The organism is Paenibacillus sp. GM2FR, assembly GCF_002803325.1.
Lineage (GTDB): Bacteria > Bacillota > Bacilli > Paenibacillales > Paenibacillaceae > Paenibacillus_AQ > Paenibacillus_AQ lautus.
The window spans coordinates 462,064-481,587 of record NZ_MKZM01000011.1 but is presented as its reverse complement, the minus strand read 5'-3'; the positions used below and the strand labels follow the sequence as shown (position 1 = coordinate 481,587).

Annotated in this window: 18 protein-coding genes; 9 read left to right on the top strand and 9 right to left on the bottom strand. The window is 51.2% G+C overall.

What is annotated here, in order from left to right:
- Positions 1–9: 9 nt before the first annotated feature.
- The gene (locus PAEVO_RS34045; protein ID WP_165789781.1) at positions 10–147 is read right to left on the bottom strand and encodes a hypothetical protein; all 138 of its coding nucleotides are present in this window, start codon (positions 145–147) and stop codon (positions 10–12) included.
- Positions 148–2,556, bottom strand: coding sequence for an S-layer homology domain-containing protein (locus PAEVO_RS30505; protein ID WP_100541221.1), 2,409 nt, complete (start codon positions 2,554–2,556; stop codon positions 148–150).
- A 263-nt stretch (positions 2,557–2,819) separates the two neighbouring features.
- On the opposite strand from PAEVO_RS30505, the gene PAEVO_RS30500 reads away from it, so the two are divergent.
- Together PAEVO_RS30500 and PAEVO_RS30495 are read left to right on the top strand one after the other, a co-directional pair.
- The gene (locus tag PAEVO_RS30500) at positions 2,820–3,320 is read left to right on the top strand and encodes a cupin domain-containing protein (protein WP_100541220.1); all 501 of its coding nucleotides are present in this window, start codon (positions 2,820–2,822) and stop codon (positions 3,318–3,320) included.
- A 269-nt stretch (positions 3,321–3,589) separates the two neighbouring features.
- Complete coding sequence (locus PAEVO_RS30495; protein WP_100541219.1) at positions 3,590–4,633, top strand: SDR family oxidoreductase; 1,044 nt, start codon at positions 3,590–3,592, stop codon at positions 4,631–4,633.
- A 63-nt stretch (positions 4,634–4,696) separates the two neighbouring features.
- On the opposite strand, the gene PAEVO_RS30490 is transcribed toward PAEVO_RS30495, so the two are convergent.
- Both PAEVO_RS30490 and PAEVO_RS30485 read right to left on the bottom strand, forming a co-directional pair.
- Positions 4,697–5,482, bottom strand: coding sequence for an ABC transporter permease subunit (locus PAEVO_RS30490; protein ID WP_243390996.1), 786 nt, complete (start codon positions 5,480–5,482; stop codon positions 4,697–4,699).
- A 20-nt stretch (positions 5,483–5,502) separates the two neighbouring features.
- Entirely contained in the window at positions 5,503–6,390 is an 888-nt protein-coding gene (locus tag PAEVO_RS30485) for an ABC transporter ATP-binding protein (protein ID WP_100541217.1), read from the bottom strand.
- Between the two features lie 160 nt (positions 6,391–6,550).
- On the opposite strand from PAEVO_RS30485, the gene PAEVO_RS30480 reads away from it, so the two are divergent.
- Both PAEVO_RS30480 and PAEVO_RS30475 read left to right on the top strand, forming a co-directional pair.
- Positions 6,551–7,144 (top strand): TetR/AcrR family transcriptional regulator, encoded by a 594-nt coding sequence (locus PAEVO_RS30480; protein WP_100541216.1) that lies wholly within the window; start codon positions 6,551–6,553, stop codon positions 7,142–7,144.
- An 84-nt stretch (positions 7,145–7,228) separates the two neighbouring features.
- A complete protein-coding gene (locus PAEVO_RS30475; RefSeq protein WP_100541215.1) occupies positions 7,229–7,570 on the top strand; it encodes a zinc ribbon domain-containing protein YjdM in 342 nt (113 codons plus the stop codon).
- 108 nt (positions 7,571–7,678) lie between these two features.
- On the opposite strand, the gene PAEVO_RS30470 is transcribed toward PAEVO_RS30475, so the two are convergent.
- The 4 genes from PAEVO_RS30470 to PAEVO_RS30455 form a co-directional block, all read right to left on the bottom strand.
- On the bottom strand, positions 7,679–8,791 hold the full coding sequence (locus tag PAEVO_RS30470) for a glycosyl hydrolase family 8 (protein ID WP_100541214.1): 1,113 nt from the start codon (positions 8,789–8,791) through the stop codon (positions 7,679–7,681).
- 265 nt (positions 8,792–9,056) lie between these two features.
- Complete coding sequence (locus PAEVO_RS30465) at positions 9,057–10,334, bottom strand: polysaccharide deacetylase family protein (protein ID WP_100541213.1); 1,278 nt, start codon at positions 10,332–10,334, stop codon at positions 9,057–9,059.
- A gap of 38 nt (positions 10,335–10,372) precedes the next feature.
- Positions 10,373–11,113 (bottom strand): hypothetical protein, encoded by a 741-nt coding sequence (locus PAEVO_RS30460; RefSeq protein WP_100541212.1) that lies wholly within the window; start codon positions 11,111–11,113, stop codon positions 10,373–10,375.
- Between the two features lie 224 nt (positions 11,114–11,337).
- Complete coding sequence (locus PAEVO_RS30455) at positions 11,338–12,324, bottom strand: glycerophosphodiester phosphodiesterase family protein (RefSeq protein ID WP_100541211.1); 987 nt, start codon at positions 12,322–12,324, stop codon at positions 11,338–11,340.
- A gap of 207 nt (positions 12,325–12,531) precedes the next feature.
- On the opposite strand from PAEVO_RS30455, the gene PAEVO_RS30450 reads away from it, so the two are divergent.
- Genes PAEVO_RS30450 through PAEVO_RS30445 form a run of 3 tightly spaced genes read left to right on the top strand, consistent with a single transcriptional unit; the run spans position 12,532 to position 15,040 of the window.
- Entirely contained in the window at positions 12,532–13,230 is a 699-nt protein-coding gene (locus PAEVO_RS30450) for an FHA domain-containing protein (protein WP_100541210.1), read from the top strand.
- A 32-nt stretch (positions 13,231–13,262) separates the two neighbouring features.
- Positions 13,263–13,415: a hypothetical protein gene (locus PAEVO_RS34040; protein WP_165789780.1), complete on the top strand. Its 153-nt coding sequence runs from the start codon at positions 13,263–13,265 to the stop codon at positions 13,413–13,415.
- Positions 13,412–15,040, top strand: a complete 1,629-nt coding sequence (locus tag PAEVO_RS30445; protein ID WP_100541209.1) for a glycoside hydrolase family 9 protein — start codon at positions 13,412–13,414, stop codon at positions 15,038–15,040. The genes PAEVO_RS34040 and PAEVO_RS30445 overlap by 4 nt, the downstream gene beginning before the upstream one ends.
- A gap of 77 nt (positions 15,041–15,117) precedes the next feature.
- Here PAEVO_RS30445 and PAEVO_RS30440 read toward each other — a convergent pair whose 3' ends face one another.
- The gene (locus tag PAEVO_RS30440; RefSeq protein WP_243390995.1) at positions 15,118–15,540 is read right to left on the bottom strand and encodes a hypothetical protein; all 423 of its coding nucleotides are present in this window, start codon (positions 15,538–15,540) and stop codon (positions 15,118–15,120) included.
- A gap of 407 nt (positions 15,541–15,947) precedes the next feature.
- Between PAEVO_RS30440 and PAEVO_RS30435 the strand changes: the two genes are divergently transcribed.
- Together PAEVO_RS30435 and PAEVO_RS30430 are read left to right on the top strand one after the other, a co-directional pair.
- On the top strand, positions 15,948–17,381 hold the full coding sequence (locus tag PAEVO_RS30435; RefSeq protein WP_100541207.1) for a PTS mannitol transporter subunit IIBC: 1,434 nt from the start codon (positions 15,948–15,950) through the stop codon (positions 17,379–17,381).
- A 73-nt stretch (positions 17,382–17,454) separates the two neighbouring features.
- The gene (locus PAEVO_RS30430) at positions 17,455–19,524 is read left to right on the top strand and encodes a BglG family transcription antiterminator (RefSeq protein ID WP_100541366.1); all 2,070 of its coding nucleotides are present in this window, start codon (positions 17,455–17,457) and stop codon (positions 19,522–19,524) included.

Below are 19,524 nucleotides of genomic sequence, written 5' to 3'. Positions count from 1 at the left end.
TGTGGAATATCAGGACGTGACGCTGGGAGAAGACTTTTTTGGTGGAATAGCCAGGTAACCGCCGGGCGGCTCCAGACGCTGGATCCGCGGCAGTTCTCCCAGGATAACAAAGGACCCGTTCCATACATGGATACCCGGTGCAGGCAATTATCGAGCAGGAACGTGTACGATCCTCATCTGCCAATTCATTGCCAAATCACTCATCCCATTGATGGTAAGTCGGAACGTTCCTCCTGGGAGCTGAGTGGACAGTTTCGCTACTCCTTTCGGGGTAAGGGATATGCTGATTCCACTTCTGTCGTTGATGATGTTGTACATGAAATCTTCCTCAAGGATTAATGGGAAAATATCGATTGAGTTGCTGCTAAAATCATTATTTCCTGAGTAGTCAACAAGAATCGACAAAGGAATCGTGTCACTGTATGAGTAGACAAGTTCATTTGACATGAGGGTGAATGTTCCCTGGCTGCTGTCATAGGTGGCTTGGGTCACCGTTGGTGGCGTAAAGTCGAATGTAACAGGCAATTCGACGCTGCCGGTTTCCTTGCCGCTCTCGATGATTTTAAAGCGAAGCGATGCCGTGGAGTTCTCCTGAGCGCCAAAGATCGGTTTAACCGTTATACCGTTTGGAGACTCGCCCGATACCTGTACAAGGGACGGATCCGAAGACTCGATCTCGATATGGCCGACAACTTCATTGTCTTGAAGTATGTTCATTTCTAATTTGCCTTGGTTGTATTGATAATCGATCTGTGCGTTGCTTCCGTCACGTTTGACCTGGATCAGTTTCTGGATGCTCCGTTTATTATAGGTATCATCCACGCTTGTATAACCGGAAATAACGGTATGGGTGCCTTGTATTTTGGGGTTGAGAACAAAGGATGCGTCTTGGGCAAGCGATACCGTTAACGGCTTAACCTGAAGGCTCCGGAAAACTCCCATAAAGGAAGAAAGACCGTTATAACCTTCAGCGAGACTCTGGGGCGTTGCATCCGGATTCTCAGCTGCGGAAGAAGCGAATTGAATCGCCCCGTTAAGGCTTTCGACCGCATGTTGCGGATATTTGCCCAACGTGTTTCCGATCTCGGCGCTTTCCATGAGTGTCGTGGCTTCCTCAATCAGATCGTCCAGCATTTCCTTTACGTTGTCCGGCAAATAGGTAACGGATGCGGGACCTACGACGGGGGAAATTTTCCCCGTGAGGCTGCGGACTGATGCACCAGAATCAAGAGGGTTAAAAGCTGCCTTAACGGATCTCCCCAGCGGCAACGTCTCCGCAAGCGTGACTTCCACCTTATTCTCTATGATGCGTACACGTTCTATGGCTTTCGGGAATTTTAGAATTCCATCCTCGGTATAGACGGAAAAGTCTTCAACCGCAGGAACGAACAGAGGATTCAGGTTTTCGTTATAGGCAAATACAAGGGTGCGTTGATCGGAAAAATAAAGGGTAGGCTGTTCCATAACCCGTGCCTGCAGCACGATTGTAGAGGTAGCCGCAGATACGTTGCCTGCAGAATCCACTGCGTAGACTTTATAGTCGCCCACGGCCAAATGGGTGGTAGCTATGGCGGTTTCCGCATTGGCGGATATGACGGTTGCCTTGTTAGCGAGCTTCTGGGCAACCAAGGATTCCAGTTGGGCTTTGGTATTGGCCGTCTGTGAAGCGGGAACGAGATACACGGTGCCTGATTCGGAGCTTTTAACGACGACGTGCAGATCAGTCATGACCGGAGAGGTTGAAACCATGGTCACCGTAGGCGGTGTCGTATCGGATTGGCTGGGCGTGCCCGGATTGCTTGGAGCGGTAGGAACGCCGCCGCCGGAATTGTTGTTGGTAGATGGTGGTGGCACAGGCTTTTCAGTGGATGGAGGAGGTGTTGGATTGCCTGGCTTCGGGGCCGGATCGGGAGTTTGAGGGAGCTCTTCCTTGGCTTTTAGGAAACGGCTTGTCACTAAGGCCACGGATTGCCTGTCCGCACTGCCTGCAGGATTAAACGAGCCGTCCGTGCGGCCATTGATTAACTGCAGCTCGATAGCCGCAGCAACGGCATCCTTGGCGTAGTTTGAGATCGAGGCTGCATCGTTGAAATTCAAATTACCCAGCTCGGCAGCCTTTCCGCTTGCATCTACGCCGAGAGCCCGGATGAACAGGACGGCCATATCCTGGCGTGACAGGTTCTCACCAAAGCCAAATTCCCCATTTCCCTGGCCTTTGATTAAGCCGGCTTTGGCTGCAGCCTCCACGAATGTGTAAGAATAATGAGTGGCCGGAATGTCGCTGAATGTTGGTGACGGAGGAACCGATGATACATCCAGGGACAACGCCTTGGCCAGGATAATGGCAAAGTCCTGTCTGTGAATCTTACCGGTAGGATCAAACGTGCCATTGCCTTTCCCGTTGATGATTCCTTTGTCGACCAGCTCCAGAATGGCATCCTTTGCATAGGAATTGGAGATGTCCTTAAGCGATGTCGGAGCTCCGTACGCTGGGAAGGCGCAAGCACTCAGCAATGCCGCTGTGGTCATCATTTTTACGATTAATTTGTGTTTCAAGCATGTTCCCCCTTGTTTTGATGAATACTGTAATCCAGCTGTTTCGCTGGATTCGTGATTCTATAATATAGTTCCAGGTTCTGGGTTGGCAATCACTTTTTCCAGACTAAAGCACTAGTGAATCTAATACAGAGAATCGGGGACGATTCCTTCCCATTTATGGGGGCGTATACGGGAATTTTCTTGCAAGAATATGGTTTGAGACCCGCTCGGCCCGGGTACTGGTACACGAGTGAACAATGAGTCGAAAGGAGCGGATAGTCGTGGAGGTACATGTCAGATCATTTTTCGTGAATGATGATGGAGAGGTTCCCAACAATCCCGATCTGCCCGTCATTGTGTACAATGGGGTATTCGCGGATGACCCGAGCGGGCTGGAGGCAGCCTTTAACCGGCATCACTGGAGCGGCAGCTGGTCAGGCGGCGTATACGATTACCATCATTATCACAGCAATACGCACGAAGTCCTGGGCGTGCGATCCGGAAGCGCGACGGTCCTTGTGGGCGGCGATGCAGGGGAGCGGCTGGAGCTTGCTACAGGTGACGTGATCGTCCTGCCGGCGGGCACTGCACATATGAAGCTTACCAGTACGCCCGACTTCGAAGTGATCGGTGCCTATCCCGAAGGGAATACGCCGAATATGAGGGAGCGGAACCCGACGGACCGGGCCCAGGCGATCAACGAAATCCGAAGCGTGCCTGTGCCGGATACGGATCCTGTCTTTGGAGAGGAAGGTCCACTGCTGCATAAGTGGGTGAAATAACATAAGAATGAATGCGATATTATGAAAACGAAAAGACTTCCTCCTGCCGCGAACAGACGGGAGTCTTTCTGCACGTCACAACAGCTTATACATTCGCCTTCATGCTGGTTCACGCACGACCTCTGCAATGCTTCCTACTCCACCCTCTGCGCAAAAATCCTGTACGGTCCAAACCTTTTGGAAATTGTAATGCACCCGTGCCCATGCTATCGTAAGGGATAGAAGGTCAAGTTGCAGTCTTCTCATTATTGCTACCGGAGGTGCAGGTTATGAAAGCGCTGTTTATTGGAGGAACGGGAACGATCAGCTCGGCGATTACGAGGCAACTGCTGGAACAGGGGTGCGAGCTTTACCTGTTGAATCGGGGAAATCGAAATGACGTTCTGCCGGAAGGTGCACATATTTTGCAAGCCGATATCCATGACGAGGGTCGTGTAGCACAGCTGATTCAGGATCTTGAATTTGATGTGGTGGCTGATTTCATTGCCTTTGAACCGGCCGATCTGGAAAGAGATTACCGTCTGTTTGCGGGCAAAACCAAGCAATTCATCTTTATCAGCTCCGCTTCCGCCTATCAGACGCCACTATCCGATTATCGCATTACGGAAGGCACGCCTTTATCCAATCCATACTGGGCCTATTCCAGGAATAAAATCGCTTGCGAAGACTATCTGATGAAGCAGTATCGGGAACATGGCTTCCCGGTAACGATCGTAAGGCCTAGCCATACGTATGATGAGCGGTCCATTCCACTCGGCGTGCACGGCAGCCAAGGAAGCTGGCAGGTCGTGAAGCGGATGCTGGAGAATAAACCCGTCCTCATTCATGGGGATGGAACGTCGCTGTGGACGTTGACGCACAACACGGATTTTGCAAAAGGCTTCATTGGTTTACTGGGCAATATCCATGCCATTGGGGAGTCGGTGCAGATCACATCGGATGAGTCGCTCACCTGGAATCAAATATACCAAATGATTGCCGATGCCCTTGGCGTGCAGTTGAACGCGGTCCATGTGTCTTCCGAGTTCCTGGATGCCACGAGCACGCAGGACTTCCGCGGCTCGTTATTGGGAGACAAAGCGAATACCGTTGTGTTCGATAACAGCAAGCTGAAGCGGCTGGTGCCCGATTTCGTAGCAACCACTCGCGCCGATCAAGGAATCAAGCAGACGGTGGACTATATATTAGCGCATCCGGAGCATCAGAGGGAAGACGAAGAGTTTGATCTATGGTGCGATAAGGTCGTTTCGGCATTGGAGCAGGCAAAGTCCATTATCACGGGGGAAGCGAATAATAGAATACTAGCAGAATAAATATAGAGAGGGCATCCAATTAGGGTGCCCTTCTTGTCTTTCAGTACAAATACATATGCTGGATTACAGCGGCAGATCACGTTTTCGAAATAACACGACGGCCAAACCGAATGCGATGAGGCCGATGGCGGCTAACACGAGGGAGGTTACCGTGGAATCCCCCGTCCCGTTTACGATATCACCAGGCTGATAGAGAGAGAAGAGGGTAAGGTTGCGCATCCATTCGATCTTCTCGCTGAATTTACTGATCACATCCAGACTGAAGAACCCAAACGTAATCAACCCGGAAATGCTTCGTGCCTTCTTCTCGTCATTACAGAGCGAGGACACGAGAAAACAGATGCTGGAGATGGCAAAAAAGAGCAGGAACGCCGCTGCGTTCATCTGGATGAATCGGGCGGTATTAAATTCGTAGGAATCCCCCAGCAGCCAAGCGCTTCCGGCGAATCCGGCCAACGTCGTGACAGCCAAGATAAGGAAGAGCCCACTCGTCATAACCATGGCCTGCGTGAGCGCCACTTTCCCTCTTGTCGTCGGGGCGGACAGCAAATAGGCCATCGAGCCCTGATCGACCAATTTGGCCATAAGCTGGGTCGTCAGCTGCACGCAGACGATAGCCAGGATAAGAACCAGAATTAATCCGTAATATTCCCCGGAGATAAAAGCTTCCGCTGTACCGAAGCCATTGAGGCCGAAGGCTTTTCCGACGCCTTCCGGCATCGACGCGACCAGATCATCGATGGCTCCTGTGTTCTTGGCAATGCTGGGATATAACCAGAACATCAGGAGGATATAGAAAGCGGACCCGAAAGCGTAGTTCATCAAGCTTTTCATATAGACTTTCATCATCTGTTTATATAAGGTGACATTCATTCCGATATCCCCTTCCGATCATAATAGTTCATGAAAATATCCTCGAGGTTCTGGGTGAAGACGTCGATACTGCGCACAGGGTATTTGCCCGTCTCTTGGATAAACTGATCGTAGTTGCCCTGGACGGCTACCCTCACCCGATTGCCTTCATAAGATTCGATAAGCAGCCCCGAGCTCCGGAAGGCCTCGGCATCGCTTGGATGCACGAAGTTGACTTCGAACAGCTTCCGCTGCATGGATTGCAGCTCATGGATGTCCTTAACGGCTATGATGCCCCCGTCCTTGATAATGGCGGCTCGGTCACAGGTTCTCTCGATTTCCTGAAAGCTGTGGGATGACATCAAGAATGTTGTACCGCGGGCTTTCTCCTCAAGAACGATCTCAATAAACACCTTCTGCATCAGCGGATCGAGTCCCGAAGTGGGCTCATCCAGGATAATGACCTTGGGATTATGCATGAAGGCAGCGACGATCCCGACCTTTTGTTTCATTCCTTTGGACATTTTACGAATCGGGGTCTGAACATCGAATTGTAGACGATCGATCAATTGATTCCGCTTGGACAAGTCCCGGATCCCCTGCATATCGGCCATGAAATCCAGAAAGGTCTTTCCGGTCATCCCTTCGATAAAGGAAATTTCTCCTGGCAGATATCCTACATCCGATTGAAACTTCCCTTGTTCCCTCCAGGTATCCAGTCCATTCACCTTGACGTATCCCTGATCCGGCTTCATAAAACCCATGATGTGCCGAATCGTCGTTGATTTTCCGGCGCCATTCGGCCCTAAAAAACCAAAAACCTCGCCCGGCTCGACCGAAAATGATACATCGAAGATGCCCCTTCCGTTGGAAAATGTCTTCGTCAAATGTTGAACGGTTAACATGCCGCCACCTCCGGAAAATAAAAAATGAAATATTATAGATCGGATATTTCATATGTTATAATATACCTGGCTTGTGGTATCGTCAATGATTTCATGAAATTAATTTACGTATAAATTTCATTAATTACATAATTAATCTTAGGAGTTAGGATGAAGGGAAATGAACGGTTTTGAGAAAAGAGCGAATCTGATCAAAGAGAAGATTATGAGAACCACCTTGGAACTGGTCCGAACCTCGGAGCTGAAGCGGATTCGGATTGCCGATATATCCAAGGCAGCCAAGGTATCACAGGTGACGATTTATAATTACTTCGGCAGCAAGGAGGAGCTGCTGCGCGAGGTATTTCGCAACTATTTTGATAAGGCGATCCGGGATTTTGAGGAATATATGAGCGAAGGCCATTCCTTGAAGGAGAAGATCGAGCACATTATTTTTCTGGAGAAGGAGTCCTACAGTGATTTCCCGCCCGGATTGATCAAAGAGTTGTTAATCGATGACGAAGAATTGGCCCGTTATATGGAGGAGCAGTACAGGAACAAAGCCATTCCGCTCACCATCCAGATTATTGAGGAGGGCAAGGACAGCGGTGAGATTTCACCGGAGGTGTCGACGGACCAAGTCCTGGCTTTTATTCAGCTGTTCATGAATCAATATGAATCGATTCTGGCTATGGCCCAGCAAAGTGATGATATGGACGGCTTCCTGGAGGGAATCGTTCATATGTTCTTCTACGGTGTCTGCGGGAAGAAATAGTCCTCGTGTAAGACAAGTACTTGGCCAGCATAGGTTTCTAATATAGGGTATAGTTAGTATAAAACGAATGGAGAATACGAAACGATGTCTACTTTGCCGAATTGCCCGAAATGTAATTCTGAATATACATATGAGGATGGGAACCTCCTGGTTTGCCCGGAATGCGCTCATGAATGGGCCTTGGGGTCCGAAGCGGAGCATGATGAAGATACGAAGGTCATCAAAGACGCGAACGGAAATGTCTTGGCTGACGGCGATTCCGTAACGGTCATCAAAGATCTTAAAGTAAAAGGCAGCTCCTCTGTGTTGAAAATAGGCACGAAAGTGAAAAATATACGTTTGGTCGATGGCGATCACGATATCGATTGCAAAATCGATGGATTCGGGGCTATGAAATTGAAATCGGAATTTGTTAAAAAGATATAAATAACCAGAACGCAGTCCAAATATTCACCTGTATCATTGTAATCTTTACGGGTGTGTATATGCTCATCGGAAGTCTGTTAAGACGCTAGAGGTTCCAGCGACGAGCGATTATTTCACGGTTGGTTCTAACAGCGTCTCCGCGAGCAGAGGAAACAGATTATCAAAAGCATGCGTATTCCCATCAAACACATACCCTCCCGGATATGAGGGATCTTGGCCTCGGAATTGGATCATTCGATCATGCAATTGCCGGGCCCAAGGGAGGTCATTGGATTTCAACGCCAGGATAATAGCCAGGCCGTAAACGCCAGGCGATTCATATGCCGCGTCGGGCTTTCGTGTCTTCCGGTTGTAGCGGCCTACCAGCTGCTGATTCTGCTGGAATTCTCCCTTCAGGAATTGCATGAGCTCCTTGGGCGGCTGATCCATCTCCGCCAGATGGATGCCAACGATCAGCTGGTCAATCAGATTGACCGATGCGTCATACTCATATCGACCGGAGCCGATCTGATAGGTTTTGGGATAGAATACACCGTCGGAAGGCATGTGGGAGAGCAGATCCTGATACTGCTCATACTCTTGGCGGGACAGGATTCCGTTATTCTGCATTTCGCGCAGTGCCGATATGTCCGCGTAGACCAGGCTCAACACGGCTGCCGATTCATTTCGCTTAAAATCATGATAATCTACTAAATATCCTTGGGTTTGAGCGGAGGCCTGCAATGTGGAGCCGATCTCCTGCGCCAATTGAAGGTATTCTTCATCGCTCCAGCGCTTGAACGCCTTCAGCAGGGCGTCGAGAATTCGAAGATCATCACCCAGCGCATTGGTCGTTACCTCGGATTCACCGTCCGGCGTAAGCTTCCACCGGATATAGGGTTCCGGCTCCTGATGGAGAAAATAGGTGGTGAGAAGCTGGACGCTATCGTCGAACCGTGATCGATCACCGGATATGACGGCGTACAGCATCCAAAGCCCAAGTGACTCGGATAAAGCTTCCCTTCCGGCAACGATGTCCGGGTGCTCGGAGGAAGCGGGCTTGAGATAGGTGGCAATGGTACCATTATCGTTGGTCATATGCTCTTCAATGAACGCTGCTGTCACGTCGGGATTCTCCTTGCTGTGGATGATAGAGTAGGCTATGAAGACGATGCCGGTAAAAGCTAGAACGGCGATGATAGCAAGAATGGCTTTCTTGCGGTCAGAAATCCAGGTTGTCATAGGTTCACCTCGAACATACTTATTCTACGCTTTTGTTCCTAAAGCCTTTAAGAAGGCCGGGGGACGAATAATTATAGCTTCTCGGACCATCGTTTGTTTATCCATAATAAAAGGCCGTACCCGATGTTTACAGAACAACGGGTACGGCCTTTTCTTAAACTTCAGAGGCTAACCATTCTTATCTCGCAAGAAAAACTTCCACTAAATGCGGTCTGTCTGCTGAGAAAGTTAGCCGATAGACGTTTTTTCTTAAGGCATAGGTTGATTATTGCAAACTGACGATAGTGAGCCCCTGATCCTGCAGGTGCTTAATAATCTTCGGCAAGGCGTCCACAACAGCCTGCGATTCATGCAGGAGTATGATGGAGCCGGAAGCCTCGATATGCTGGACATAATCGAGGATTTTATCCTCGTCGCGGGTCAGCCAATCCTCGGGGTCCCGGTTCCAGAGCACCATTTTACTGCCTTGCTGCCGGCTTAACGCCTCGGTCCGATCGTCAAAGGCCCCGTAGGGCGGGCGAAAGAGGACCAGCTTCTCGTCGGTAATATGCTCGATGAGGTTGGCCACGCGGGTCAACTCTGCCTGCTGCTGTTCATAGGCAAGGCTTGGCATCTGGCTATGGGTCATGGAATGACTGCCGACGGAGTATCCGTTCGCATGGATGGCCCTGACATAGTCGGGATGCTTTTTCACGTTGGTGCCAACGAAGAAGAACGTTCCGCCAACCTTGTATTTTTTTAAGACGTTCATAATATCGATGGAGTGCTTGGATGGCCCATCATCGAAAGTAAGGGCTACATAGCCTTTGGGCAGGCCGAACGAGATGAAATCCTCCAGCTCCAGCTGCGGAAGGGAGGCAGAGGGGTTGATATCCTTCGGTTTGCTCTCCGCTTCTTTCGCCCTTAAGGCTGCCACGGGTTTCGCGATGAGGGCGCTCCGGTTCTCGGCAAGCAATTGGATGACGGTCTCTGCTTCCGCAGTGGCCGTTACTGCAGGGTGAGGACGTATGTCACCGGGATATGAGTAGTTAAATGAACTTAATAATACAACAAAAATCAAGCTCATCATGACGGCGCTTACCAGCTTAAGCGGAAGATGGCGCCGTTTCCTTGCGAAACGAGAGGTCTTTATGTGCTCTTCGGCTTGCATCTCCTCGGGCTGATCCGCTTCGGATCGATGCGTGGACAGGAAGGGCAGCGTGTGCAAGTCATCTACATGTCGGATCTTCTTGATGGACTCTAATTCGTTCCTGAAATGAACGGAGCAGGCAAATGAAAACCGCTCACTATGATCACGATATGTACGCGTAATGGAACCTATGTACTGCTGTTTGTTTGCATCCCATGCGGTATGCAAGGATAATCGGTATTTATGAACCCCGTCGAACTCCGACACGGCTGTTATATTCGCTATGGTTTCGTTATCGGTTAACCATATTAGCTCCGCCGATTCTATAAGGGATAGGTTGATTCGTAGACCGAATGCTTCGGTATCCCTCTCGATCGCCAGCAGCTCTATGATTTTGCCATAGGATTCTGACATGATGGCCCCCCTTTCTCTAGCTGTTCATGCGGATATGATTATTCCGATGGTGTATTGGAAGCCGTGGTTTTCGGTGAGAAGGAGAAGGACATCTTCTCGGTAAAATCATTGATGGTCTGCATAAGCTTGGCTTTATCATCCAGAATGTTCTGGTATTGCTCCGCGTACTTCTGGTTGGCAATCTCCAGCTCCCGGACCTTCTCTTCAAGGGAGTTGATCTTGAGCATGCTCTGATATTGCGTATTGTTAGACTCCTCATAGAGCTTGTTGTACTTGGCGGTCTCGGTTTCCAACTGGTTGGAGAGCTTCTCATACGCCAGGTTCGACGTTAGCTGGTATTCCTTGTAATCCTCCAGCAGCTGGTCGTAGGTCATCTGTTTGTTAGTCAGCACGTTCTCGAGTTCGCGGATTTCCTTGTTCTTCTCCTGAACCAGCTGATCTCTCTTGATCTGCTCATGCTTATACCGGTTGATCGTTTCGTTCGCGGTAAAGAGCTGATCCTCCAGGCCTCTATTCTTATAGGTCAACAGTTGCCGTTCCTTCAGCATGTTCTCGATCGAAACAATGACATCGAGGCCGATCTTGTCCTGGTTATCCTTGGAGAATAGCTGTTTGTTTCCTTCTGCAGCGGGCAGTTCAGGCTCCGCGGAATAAGCCGCCTCTTCTTCTGCCGCTACGGCAATATCCTCTTGTTCGGTACTGTTCTTCTCGGGCTGGTTCTGATTCGAGCGGGCACTCTTAAACCACGCCATTCCTTTTTTCTCTGTTTCCCTGGCCAAAATATCAACTCCTATATATTCAATGATTCTAGTATGTAATTAGGCTAAAAGACCCCTATTAATAGTAATCGGTAAAAACGTCCCAAAAACTTTGCCTTTCACCCCGTGAAAATAAAAAAAGCCCCGCAGCGGGGCAGGAGCTTTTTAGCGGGCGGATATTCCGGTTTACGCGGGTTATCAACACGCCCGTATGGATGAGTTGAATGACATAGGGGACCCTTCGATTATTCATTCTTCTTGATGGTCAGCTCGGGGGTGATAACGTCAACCCGATTCGTCCAAATCCCGCCGCTGTAGTCTTCCGGCAGTCGCTCCAAATCCGCTGCGGAGTCAAAGCCTTCCGACCAGCCGCCGTCCCCGGCGACGAGGATGACGCGTGTATTGATGCTGTCCATCCGGTTCAGAAATTTATCCGGCCATCCCCACAAGTAACGGGCATATTTTTCCGGTATATGCAGCTGGGTGTTTCGGCAAACCGATGGAAGGTAGCCGCTCCAGCCGGCTCCGGCGTAGGATACGAGACAGCTCTTCAGCGTACCCATCGACATGACGCGCAGGGAGGGAAGCTGTGATTTTAAAGCACGAATCGGCTCATCGTCTCCGTAAACGGTCAGCTGGCTGAGACGCTTCACCGGCAGTCCGGAGAGATACTCTGCCAGGAGTTTTCCCTCTTCGGGGTCGGTGCTTTTGATATGGATCAGGAAGGAGCCGTCAGGGAATGCCTCTAATACCTCGTCTAACGACGGAATCAGCCCGAATCCCTTTCCCCGAAAAGGATAAGTTGCTCCCTGATCGGCCGTGTAGCCATACCCGATGTCTATGTTTTTTAGCTGCTCCATGGTATAATCCTTGACCGAGCCCTCCACGTTGGTGCGGCATTCCAGGGTCCAATCATGGAAGACGGCGAACTGGCCGTCCTTGGTTGGTTTGATGTCCAGTTCCACGATATCGGCGCCTGCTTCGAATGCGGCTTTCATGGACGGAATGGTATTCTCCAGGTAAGCATGCTCCGGCACATAGATGCGGGAGGCGGTGCAAGTGTCAGCTTGAATGCCTTCCATCGAGAAGGTCTGGCCAAGCCCGCGGTGCGCCAGCAGCAGCGGCTGGGCGTCCCGGTCTTTGGTGAACAGGGATGTATTATTTACAAACAGAAATACAAACAGCACAAGAACAAACAGTATGATCTTCTTCCATCTTTTTAGTTTTCGCATGATCCAATCCCCCAAAATCGTATACAATATGCAGTAGTAGATTATATTTATCTCTATCTATATCTCTATTTAAGTTCTCTAGTTAAATCCTTCTTTCCTAAATCTTAGTGATTTTGGGCGCATACTCAATAGCTGGACCATAACAATTGCATAATAGCGAACTGATAAACACAATGAGCAGTTATAATAAGAACGGGAGGGAGCATGATGGACAAATCCTCCTTTTTGATGGTGGAGCGGGGGAACCCCTATGAACGTGGAGACGTCATAGCTTTGACCAAACCCATAACAGTGCTTGGCCGCAAGGGCCAGCATTTTGATCCGGATATCGCGTTTGATAACATTTTTGTATCCCGGCGGCATGCAGCGCTGCTGTATCGAAACGGGAAGTTCAGCATCAAGGATCTAAACAGCAAGCATGGTACCTTCGTCAATCAGAAACGGCTGGATCCCCATGATGAAATTCCCCTTCAGCATGGAGATACCATTGTACTCGCTGGAGATCTGATCGTGTTGTCCTTCTCCATCCTCAGCATGGATGAGACGATGGACATTACCCCGCTGATCAAGCAGTTCGCGGCGGTTGAGGCCTCCGGCGGGCTTAGGCTGAATCCTTTCAAGCAGGAGCTGGTATACGGCGAGGATGTGTACGCGTTTTCGGAAAAAGAGTACAAATGCATGGAGCTGCTGGTCAACCACCAGGGGCAGTTCGTGTCCAAGGATCAGCTTAAGGTATACATTTGGCCCGAGCGAAGCTGCGGAACGGATGAAGTGCCCGATGTCAGCTCCGAGGAGCTGAATGCGCTGATCTATCGGGTGCGTAAGAAGACGCGAGGCATTCTGGACATTGAAAGCATCCGGGGAAAGGGTTATATTTTGCAAACACAAGCGGATGGACAAACGTGATCGTAAGTACACGATGAACTCAAGATGATAACATGAGAGACAAGCTCTTCCTCACCGGCAGGAAGGGCTTGCTTTCATTCCAGTTCTATTTATCAGCGGATAAGAGGGAAATGACCATAGCTATCGAAGTTGTAAAGCATGGGAATTTCGAATTGACAATCGGAAGGGATGAGCAGAGGAGATGAACAAGGAGCACGTACAGCAAAACGGCATTGCCGTTAACCAGTTGGGTTATCGGAGCCGGGACGCAAAGATTGCCGTTATTGCCGGTCAGGGCGGTCGGTTTCACGTCGTCGATTCCCTGAATGGCGAGGTGGTTTGGCAGGGGCAAACCTCTCCGGCCATCGAGGATGCTGCCAGCGGGCAGATCGTAAGCCGGGGCGATTTCACCGCATGGGCAATGCCAGGCACTTATCGGATCGAGGCGGAGAATGGGCAAGCGTCCGTTCCTTTTGTAATAGCCGACGAGGTATACGAGGATGCGCACCGCGCGTTATTGAAAGCGTTTTATTATTTCCGCTGCGGGACGAAACTCGATGAGCTGCATGCCGGACTCTGGCATCACGGAGCATGTCATCTTACGCCTGCCTTCGTTCATGGAGACGAATCGCGACAGGTGGATGCCTGGGGTGGATGGCATGATGCCGGCGACTATGGCAAGTATGTCGTGCCTGGTGCCAAAGCGGTAGCCGACCTGCTGCTGGCTTTCGAGTTTTACCCGGAGGCGTTTGCTCAGCCGCTCCCACTGCCGGAAAGCGACGGCCGCCTGCCGGACGTGCTTCATGAATGCCGGTATGAGCTGGAATGGATGCAGCGCATGCAGGATGAGGCATCGGGAGGCGTGTTCCATAAACTCACCACCTTGCGGTTTCCGGCGGGAGACGTGATGCCGGAAGACGATACGGCCCCGCTGTACCTGTCGCCAATCTCCGCAACGGCAACCGGTTGTTTTGCCGGAGCCATGGCGATGTCGGCGCGGGTATATTCTCCCTACGACGAAACCTTCTCTGGGAGCTGTCTGAGAGCAGCGGAGCGCGCTTGGGCATGGCTGGAGGAACATCCGAACGCGCCGGGCTTCCGCAATCCGGCTGATATCGCTACAGGTGAGTACGGTGACGCCCAGGATGAGGATGAACGGTACTGGGCCGCGGCAGAGCTATACCGTACAACGGGGGAGGCGAGGTATCATGAGGCTTTTCAAGCTTTAGCCAAGCAGGACTCTTTCGAAAAATACGAATTGGGATGGGCGGACATGGGCGGCTATGGAACCTTCGCCTATCTGATGTCGGAGCGGGAAGAAGAGCCCGAGCTCGCGCAGGAACTGATGACGGGCCTGCTTCAGCGTGCGGATGCGCTTGCCGCTGTCAGTGCTCGGGACGGTTATGGGATCTCGCTGCTGCCGGATCAATATATTTGGGGCAGCAATATGGTGGTATTGAATCATGCGATGCTCCTGCTGGTGGCGGGAAGACTGTCTGGCTCTGAAGACTATGAGCGTCATGTGCACGAGCACATACACTATGTGTTCGGGGCCAACGTGGTGGGGATGAGCTACGTAACAGGGTATGGGGCTAAGCCAATCCTGCACCCGCATCATCGTCCTTCCGAAGGCGATGGCGTGGAAGATCCAGTCCCGGGTCTACTCTCTGGCGGTCCGAACAAGGGACTTCATGACGATTACGCGCGTGAGCACTTGGCCGGCAAGGCACCCGCAGCCTCCTTTGCCGATGTGATGGACAGCTATTCTACCAACGAGGTGGCCATCTATTGGAATTCGCCGGCTGTGTTCGTGTTATCTCATTTTGTGTAGAAGCATAAAGCATGCTAAAGAAAAAGAAACGCCGAGAGATTCTCGACGCTTCTTTTTTTGTATCGACCCGTTCATGGTTAGCGTCTTGATCGCCCCTTCACCAGCGGATGAAGCACCGTGGCTACCATACCTGAGACGATGCCGACCACTGTACCTGTCACCATGCTGCTGATGAAGGCAAAGGCTCTGGTCAGAAAGCTGTTAGCTGCTGCCGGTAGATCAGCCAGGTTGTCGCCCAGGGCCGGCGGCGTTTCGAATGCCATATTCCACAATAGCTGATGGGTAATGCCCAAGAGCAATCCATAGACTGCGCCGATGACCATTAAGGGTACAAAAGGATGTTTTACGCTATGCCGCTTCCCGAGTACATAAAGAATCCAGATGATCGGGGGAATAAAGACAAGCAGCCGGTTGATGAACCCATGGGGATCGACCCATTGCAAATCATGGGCAATCACGCGGGGCACACCGAGCAAAGCCAACAGAATGATAGTAAACATCGATAGGCCGATGTGATTTCTTGCTGGGGTGTTCATTTTGCGGGAAAACCTCCATCGTTGTAAGTTCGGATTCACGCTGTTATCCGTTATGAGGTTCAGTTTACCGAAGGAATGTTGTGAACTTATGACGGGGATGTACGCAATCCGTGAAATTACGTGGCTTAGGCGTGAAAGCTTGGAAATTACAGAATCAAGGGACGGGCTTGCTCTACGAATGAAACCGCGGTGCAGCGGTATTTTCAAAAAAACGACATGATCCTTTTAAAAGTTGTCAACAATATTCTTGACGAAACTCGCTTTTCCTTTCGTTGAGCCTTTTGCCGGGCTGACTTAACATAGAGATGTCAGATGATAGCGACACAACAACATTCCGATTTATTTTCAAATATGACTAGGAGGTCTATACGATGTCCAACGAGACAAATACAAACGCTTCCAAAGGCATTCGCGTAAGGGTACAACAGCTCGGCCGTCTCCTTAGCGGTATGGTGATGCCGAATATCGGCGCGTTTATTGCTTGGGGTCTGATTACGGCTCTGTTCATCCCGACCGGCTGGTTCCCGAACGAGAATCTGGGATCGCTGGTTGACCCGATGATCAAGTACTTGCTCCCGCTCTTGATCGGTTACACGGGCGGGCAGATGATCCACGGCAAACGCGGTGCGGTTATCGGCGCGGTTGCCACGGTCGGGGTTATCGTCGGAGCGGAGATTCCGATGTTCCTCGGGGCTATGATTGTCGGTCCGCTGGCTGCATGGGTATTGAAGCAGTTCGATAAGCTGATTGAAGGCAAAATCAAATCCGGCTTCGAAATGCTGGTGAATAACTTCTCGCTCGGCATTATTGGCGGCGCGCTCACATTGGTGGCGTACACCGGAATCGGGCCGCTTGTACAGGGCATTACCCAAGCGCTGTCAGCCGGTGTTGACGTATTGGTCAATGCCAACCTGCTTCCGCTGGTCAACATTATCGTTGAGCCGGCGAAGGTATTGTTCCTCAACAATGCGATCAACCACGGGATTTTCAGTCCGATCGCCACAGAGGAATCAGCACGTATCGGCCAATCGGTTCTGTATATGCTGGAGTCGAATCCCGGTCCGGGCCTAGGCATTCTTCTTGCCTATTGGTTCTTCGGACGTGGATCTGCCAAGTCTTCCGCGCCGGGGGCGGTTGTCATTCACTTCCTGGGCGGTATTCATGAGATTTACTTCCCGTATATTCTGATGAAGCCGGTTCTGATCCTGGCTGCTATTGCAGGTGGTGTTGCCGGCACCTTCACCTTCCAGATTCTTGGAGCCGGATTGGTGGGCCCTGCGTCGCCGGGCAGCATCATTGCTTACTTCGCCATGGCGCCTAAAGGTGGTCTGATTGCGGTCCTGGCCGGTGTTATTGTTGCAACGGTGGTCTCCTTTGCTGTAGCGGCATTACTGCTAAAAACAGGCAAACAGACCGAAGAAGAGCCGAATTTGGAAGAAGCATCCGCCAAGATGAGAGAAATGAAAACCGGCGGCATGAACGACCAAGTCGCCCCTGCTTCGGCGGCTGTAGCTAATCTGGACAAAGAGAATGTGAATAAAATCGTGTTTGCTTGCGATGCCGGCATGGGCTCCAGCGCAATGGGCGCCTCGGTATTAAGAAAGAAACTGCAGCAAGCGGGCGTCGACATTACGGTTGTGAACTCGGCGGTCAGTGAAATACCGGATGATGCGGATATCGTCATTACCCAGAAGACACTCACCGAGCGGGCCATCGCGAAGAATCCGAATGCGGAGCATATCTCCATCGACAACTTCCTGAAGAGTCCGAGATATGATGAGCTGGTGGAACGACTCAAAGACTAACATAAGCCTAAAACCATATGACACGCTGGCGTATTACGCCGGCGTTGTCTTTCATTTCATGAAGAAGGGGGCCATGCGTCTGGGACACATCACTGCCCGCCAGCGACAAATCCTTCTGCTCCTGATGAGCAGGAACGAGGGCATGACGGCTGCAGAAATAGCCGCTGAGGTCGGGGTCAGCGTCAGGACGGTTCACCGGGAAATGGAGGAGATTGAGAAGGAATTGCAGGGTACGGGCGTTCTGCTTCATAAAAAGTCGGGAACGGGTATCCGGCTGGAAGAGGAGACGCTTGGGGAGATGGCTCAGCTGCGGAAGCGCCTGCTTGCAGGAAAGCCGGCCGATTATTCCGTGGAAGAGCGCAAAATCCTTATGCTGTGCGCCCTGCTTGAGGCGAATGAACCCATCAAACTGTTTGCTTTGGCTCATAGTTTAAAGGTCACCGTGCCGACCGTCAGTAATGACCTGGATGAGCTGGAGCCATGGATGAAGCGGTTTAATCTTAACCTTATTCGCCGCAGAGGCTATGGTATCGAGATTGAAGGCTCGGAAGGTGTAAGGCGATCGGCGATTTGTCGGCTTGTTGAGGAATATCTGGATTATTCCGATCTTGTCGGGGATGGATATCGTGATCAAAGCGAGCCTGTGACCGCCCGTCTGCTCTCCATGATTGATAAACCGGTGCTGCTGGATGTAGAGAAATGTTTATGGGATATGAACTGGGATTGGACCGAGGGGCTTAGCGAAAGTGCCTATACTGCCATGCTCATAGCGTTATCGGTTTCCGTAAACAGGATCAAGCAGGGGCGGAGCATAGAGACAAGGGATATTGCGGGATATGGCAAATCCTCCGCTTCAGCGGAGGAGGCAAAGGCTTTCGCGAGTCGCCTTGGTCAAACCTTGAAGATTGACTTTCACGATCCTGAAATGAAATATATCGCTCATTTGTTCGAATCTGCGAAGGACATGTCCGAGGTCAGCGAACTGGCTCACACGGATGTGGAGATGGTGGAAATCGCCCAACGTCTTATCGAACGGGTTCAGGGGCGCACCGGCATTCCGTATCAGGAGGACCGCACGCTGCGGGCAGGTCTGGTGGAACACATCGGGGCTGCCATGAAACGGATTCGGGAAGGGACCCGGATCCGGAATCCCTTGCTGAGCCCGATTCGGAAGGATTATGAGGAGCTGTTTGGAATCGTCCGTCGTTCGGTTGACGAGCTGAAGCTGGGTTTGACCATCCCGGATGAAGAAATCGGGTTTCTGGTTATGCATTTCGGTGCTTCCAGCGAACGTCTGAACCAGCTGGGGCACCATTTGAAGGCCATTCTGGTATGTTCCAGCGGCCTTAGCTCCTCAAGGCTTCTCGGGACACGACTGAATAAGGAGATGCCGCAGATTGAGGTGCTCGGCAACGTCTCGTGGTATGAAGCGGCCCGGATACCGAAGGAGCAATATGATCTCATTATTTCGACCATTGATCTTCCGCTGCCGAAGGATCGGTATGTGAGATTAAGTCCGCTGCTCACGGCGGATGATAAAGAGGCGCTGCTGCAATTCATCCAGAGCACATCCTTGACACCGGCCGGAGGCATGGCTGCAGATAAGCGAATCGAGGTAGAGCATAGGGTCGCATCATTCGAGCGTCTACGCATGCAGGCTGCCCTGATGAACGAGATCGTAACGCTTTTGGGTGGCTTCCATGTATACCACCTGGATAATCGGCAGGATGATTTGCAGGGCACATTGAACGAAGCCTTGGCTAAGGTGGTTGAACGCGGGGCTGTCCGTGATGCGGAGAAGGTGAAGGAGCGTTTGCTTGAGCGCGAACGGATGGGCACCCAGCTCATTCCGGATACGACGCTGGCCTTGTTCCATACGCGCAGCCGCTATATTTCCTGGCCGTCTCTAACCTTGTTCCGGCTGGCGCACCGAGCGCCGCTGGAGGACGGGGCGGAGGCGGGTGTCATTCTGCTGATGCTGGCACCGAAGCAGCTTCCGAAGGAGAGCTTGGAGGTGCTCAGTGAAATCAGCGCAATGCTGCTTCACTCCGAGCTGATTGAGCTGATGGAGCGGGGTAGCGAGGAAGAAATCCGATCCTATTTGGCGGAAGAGCTTCAGCATTTTTTCAATCACAGACCATAG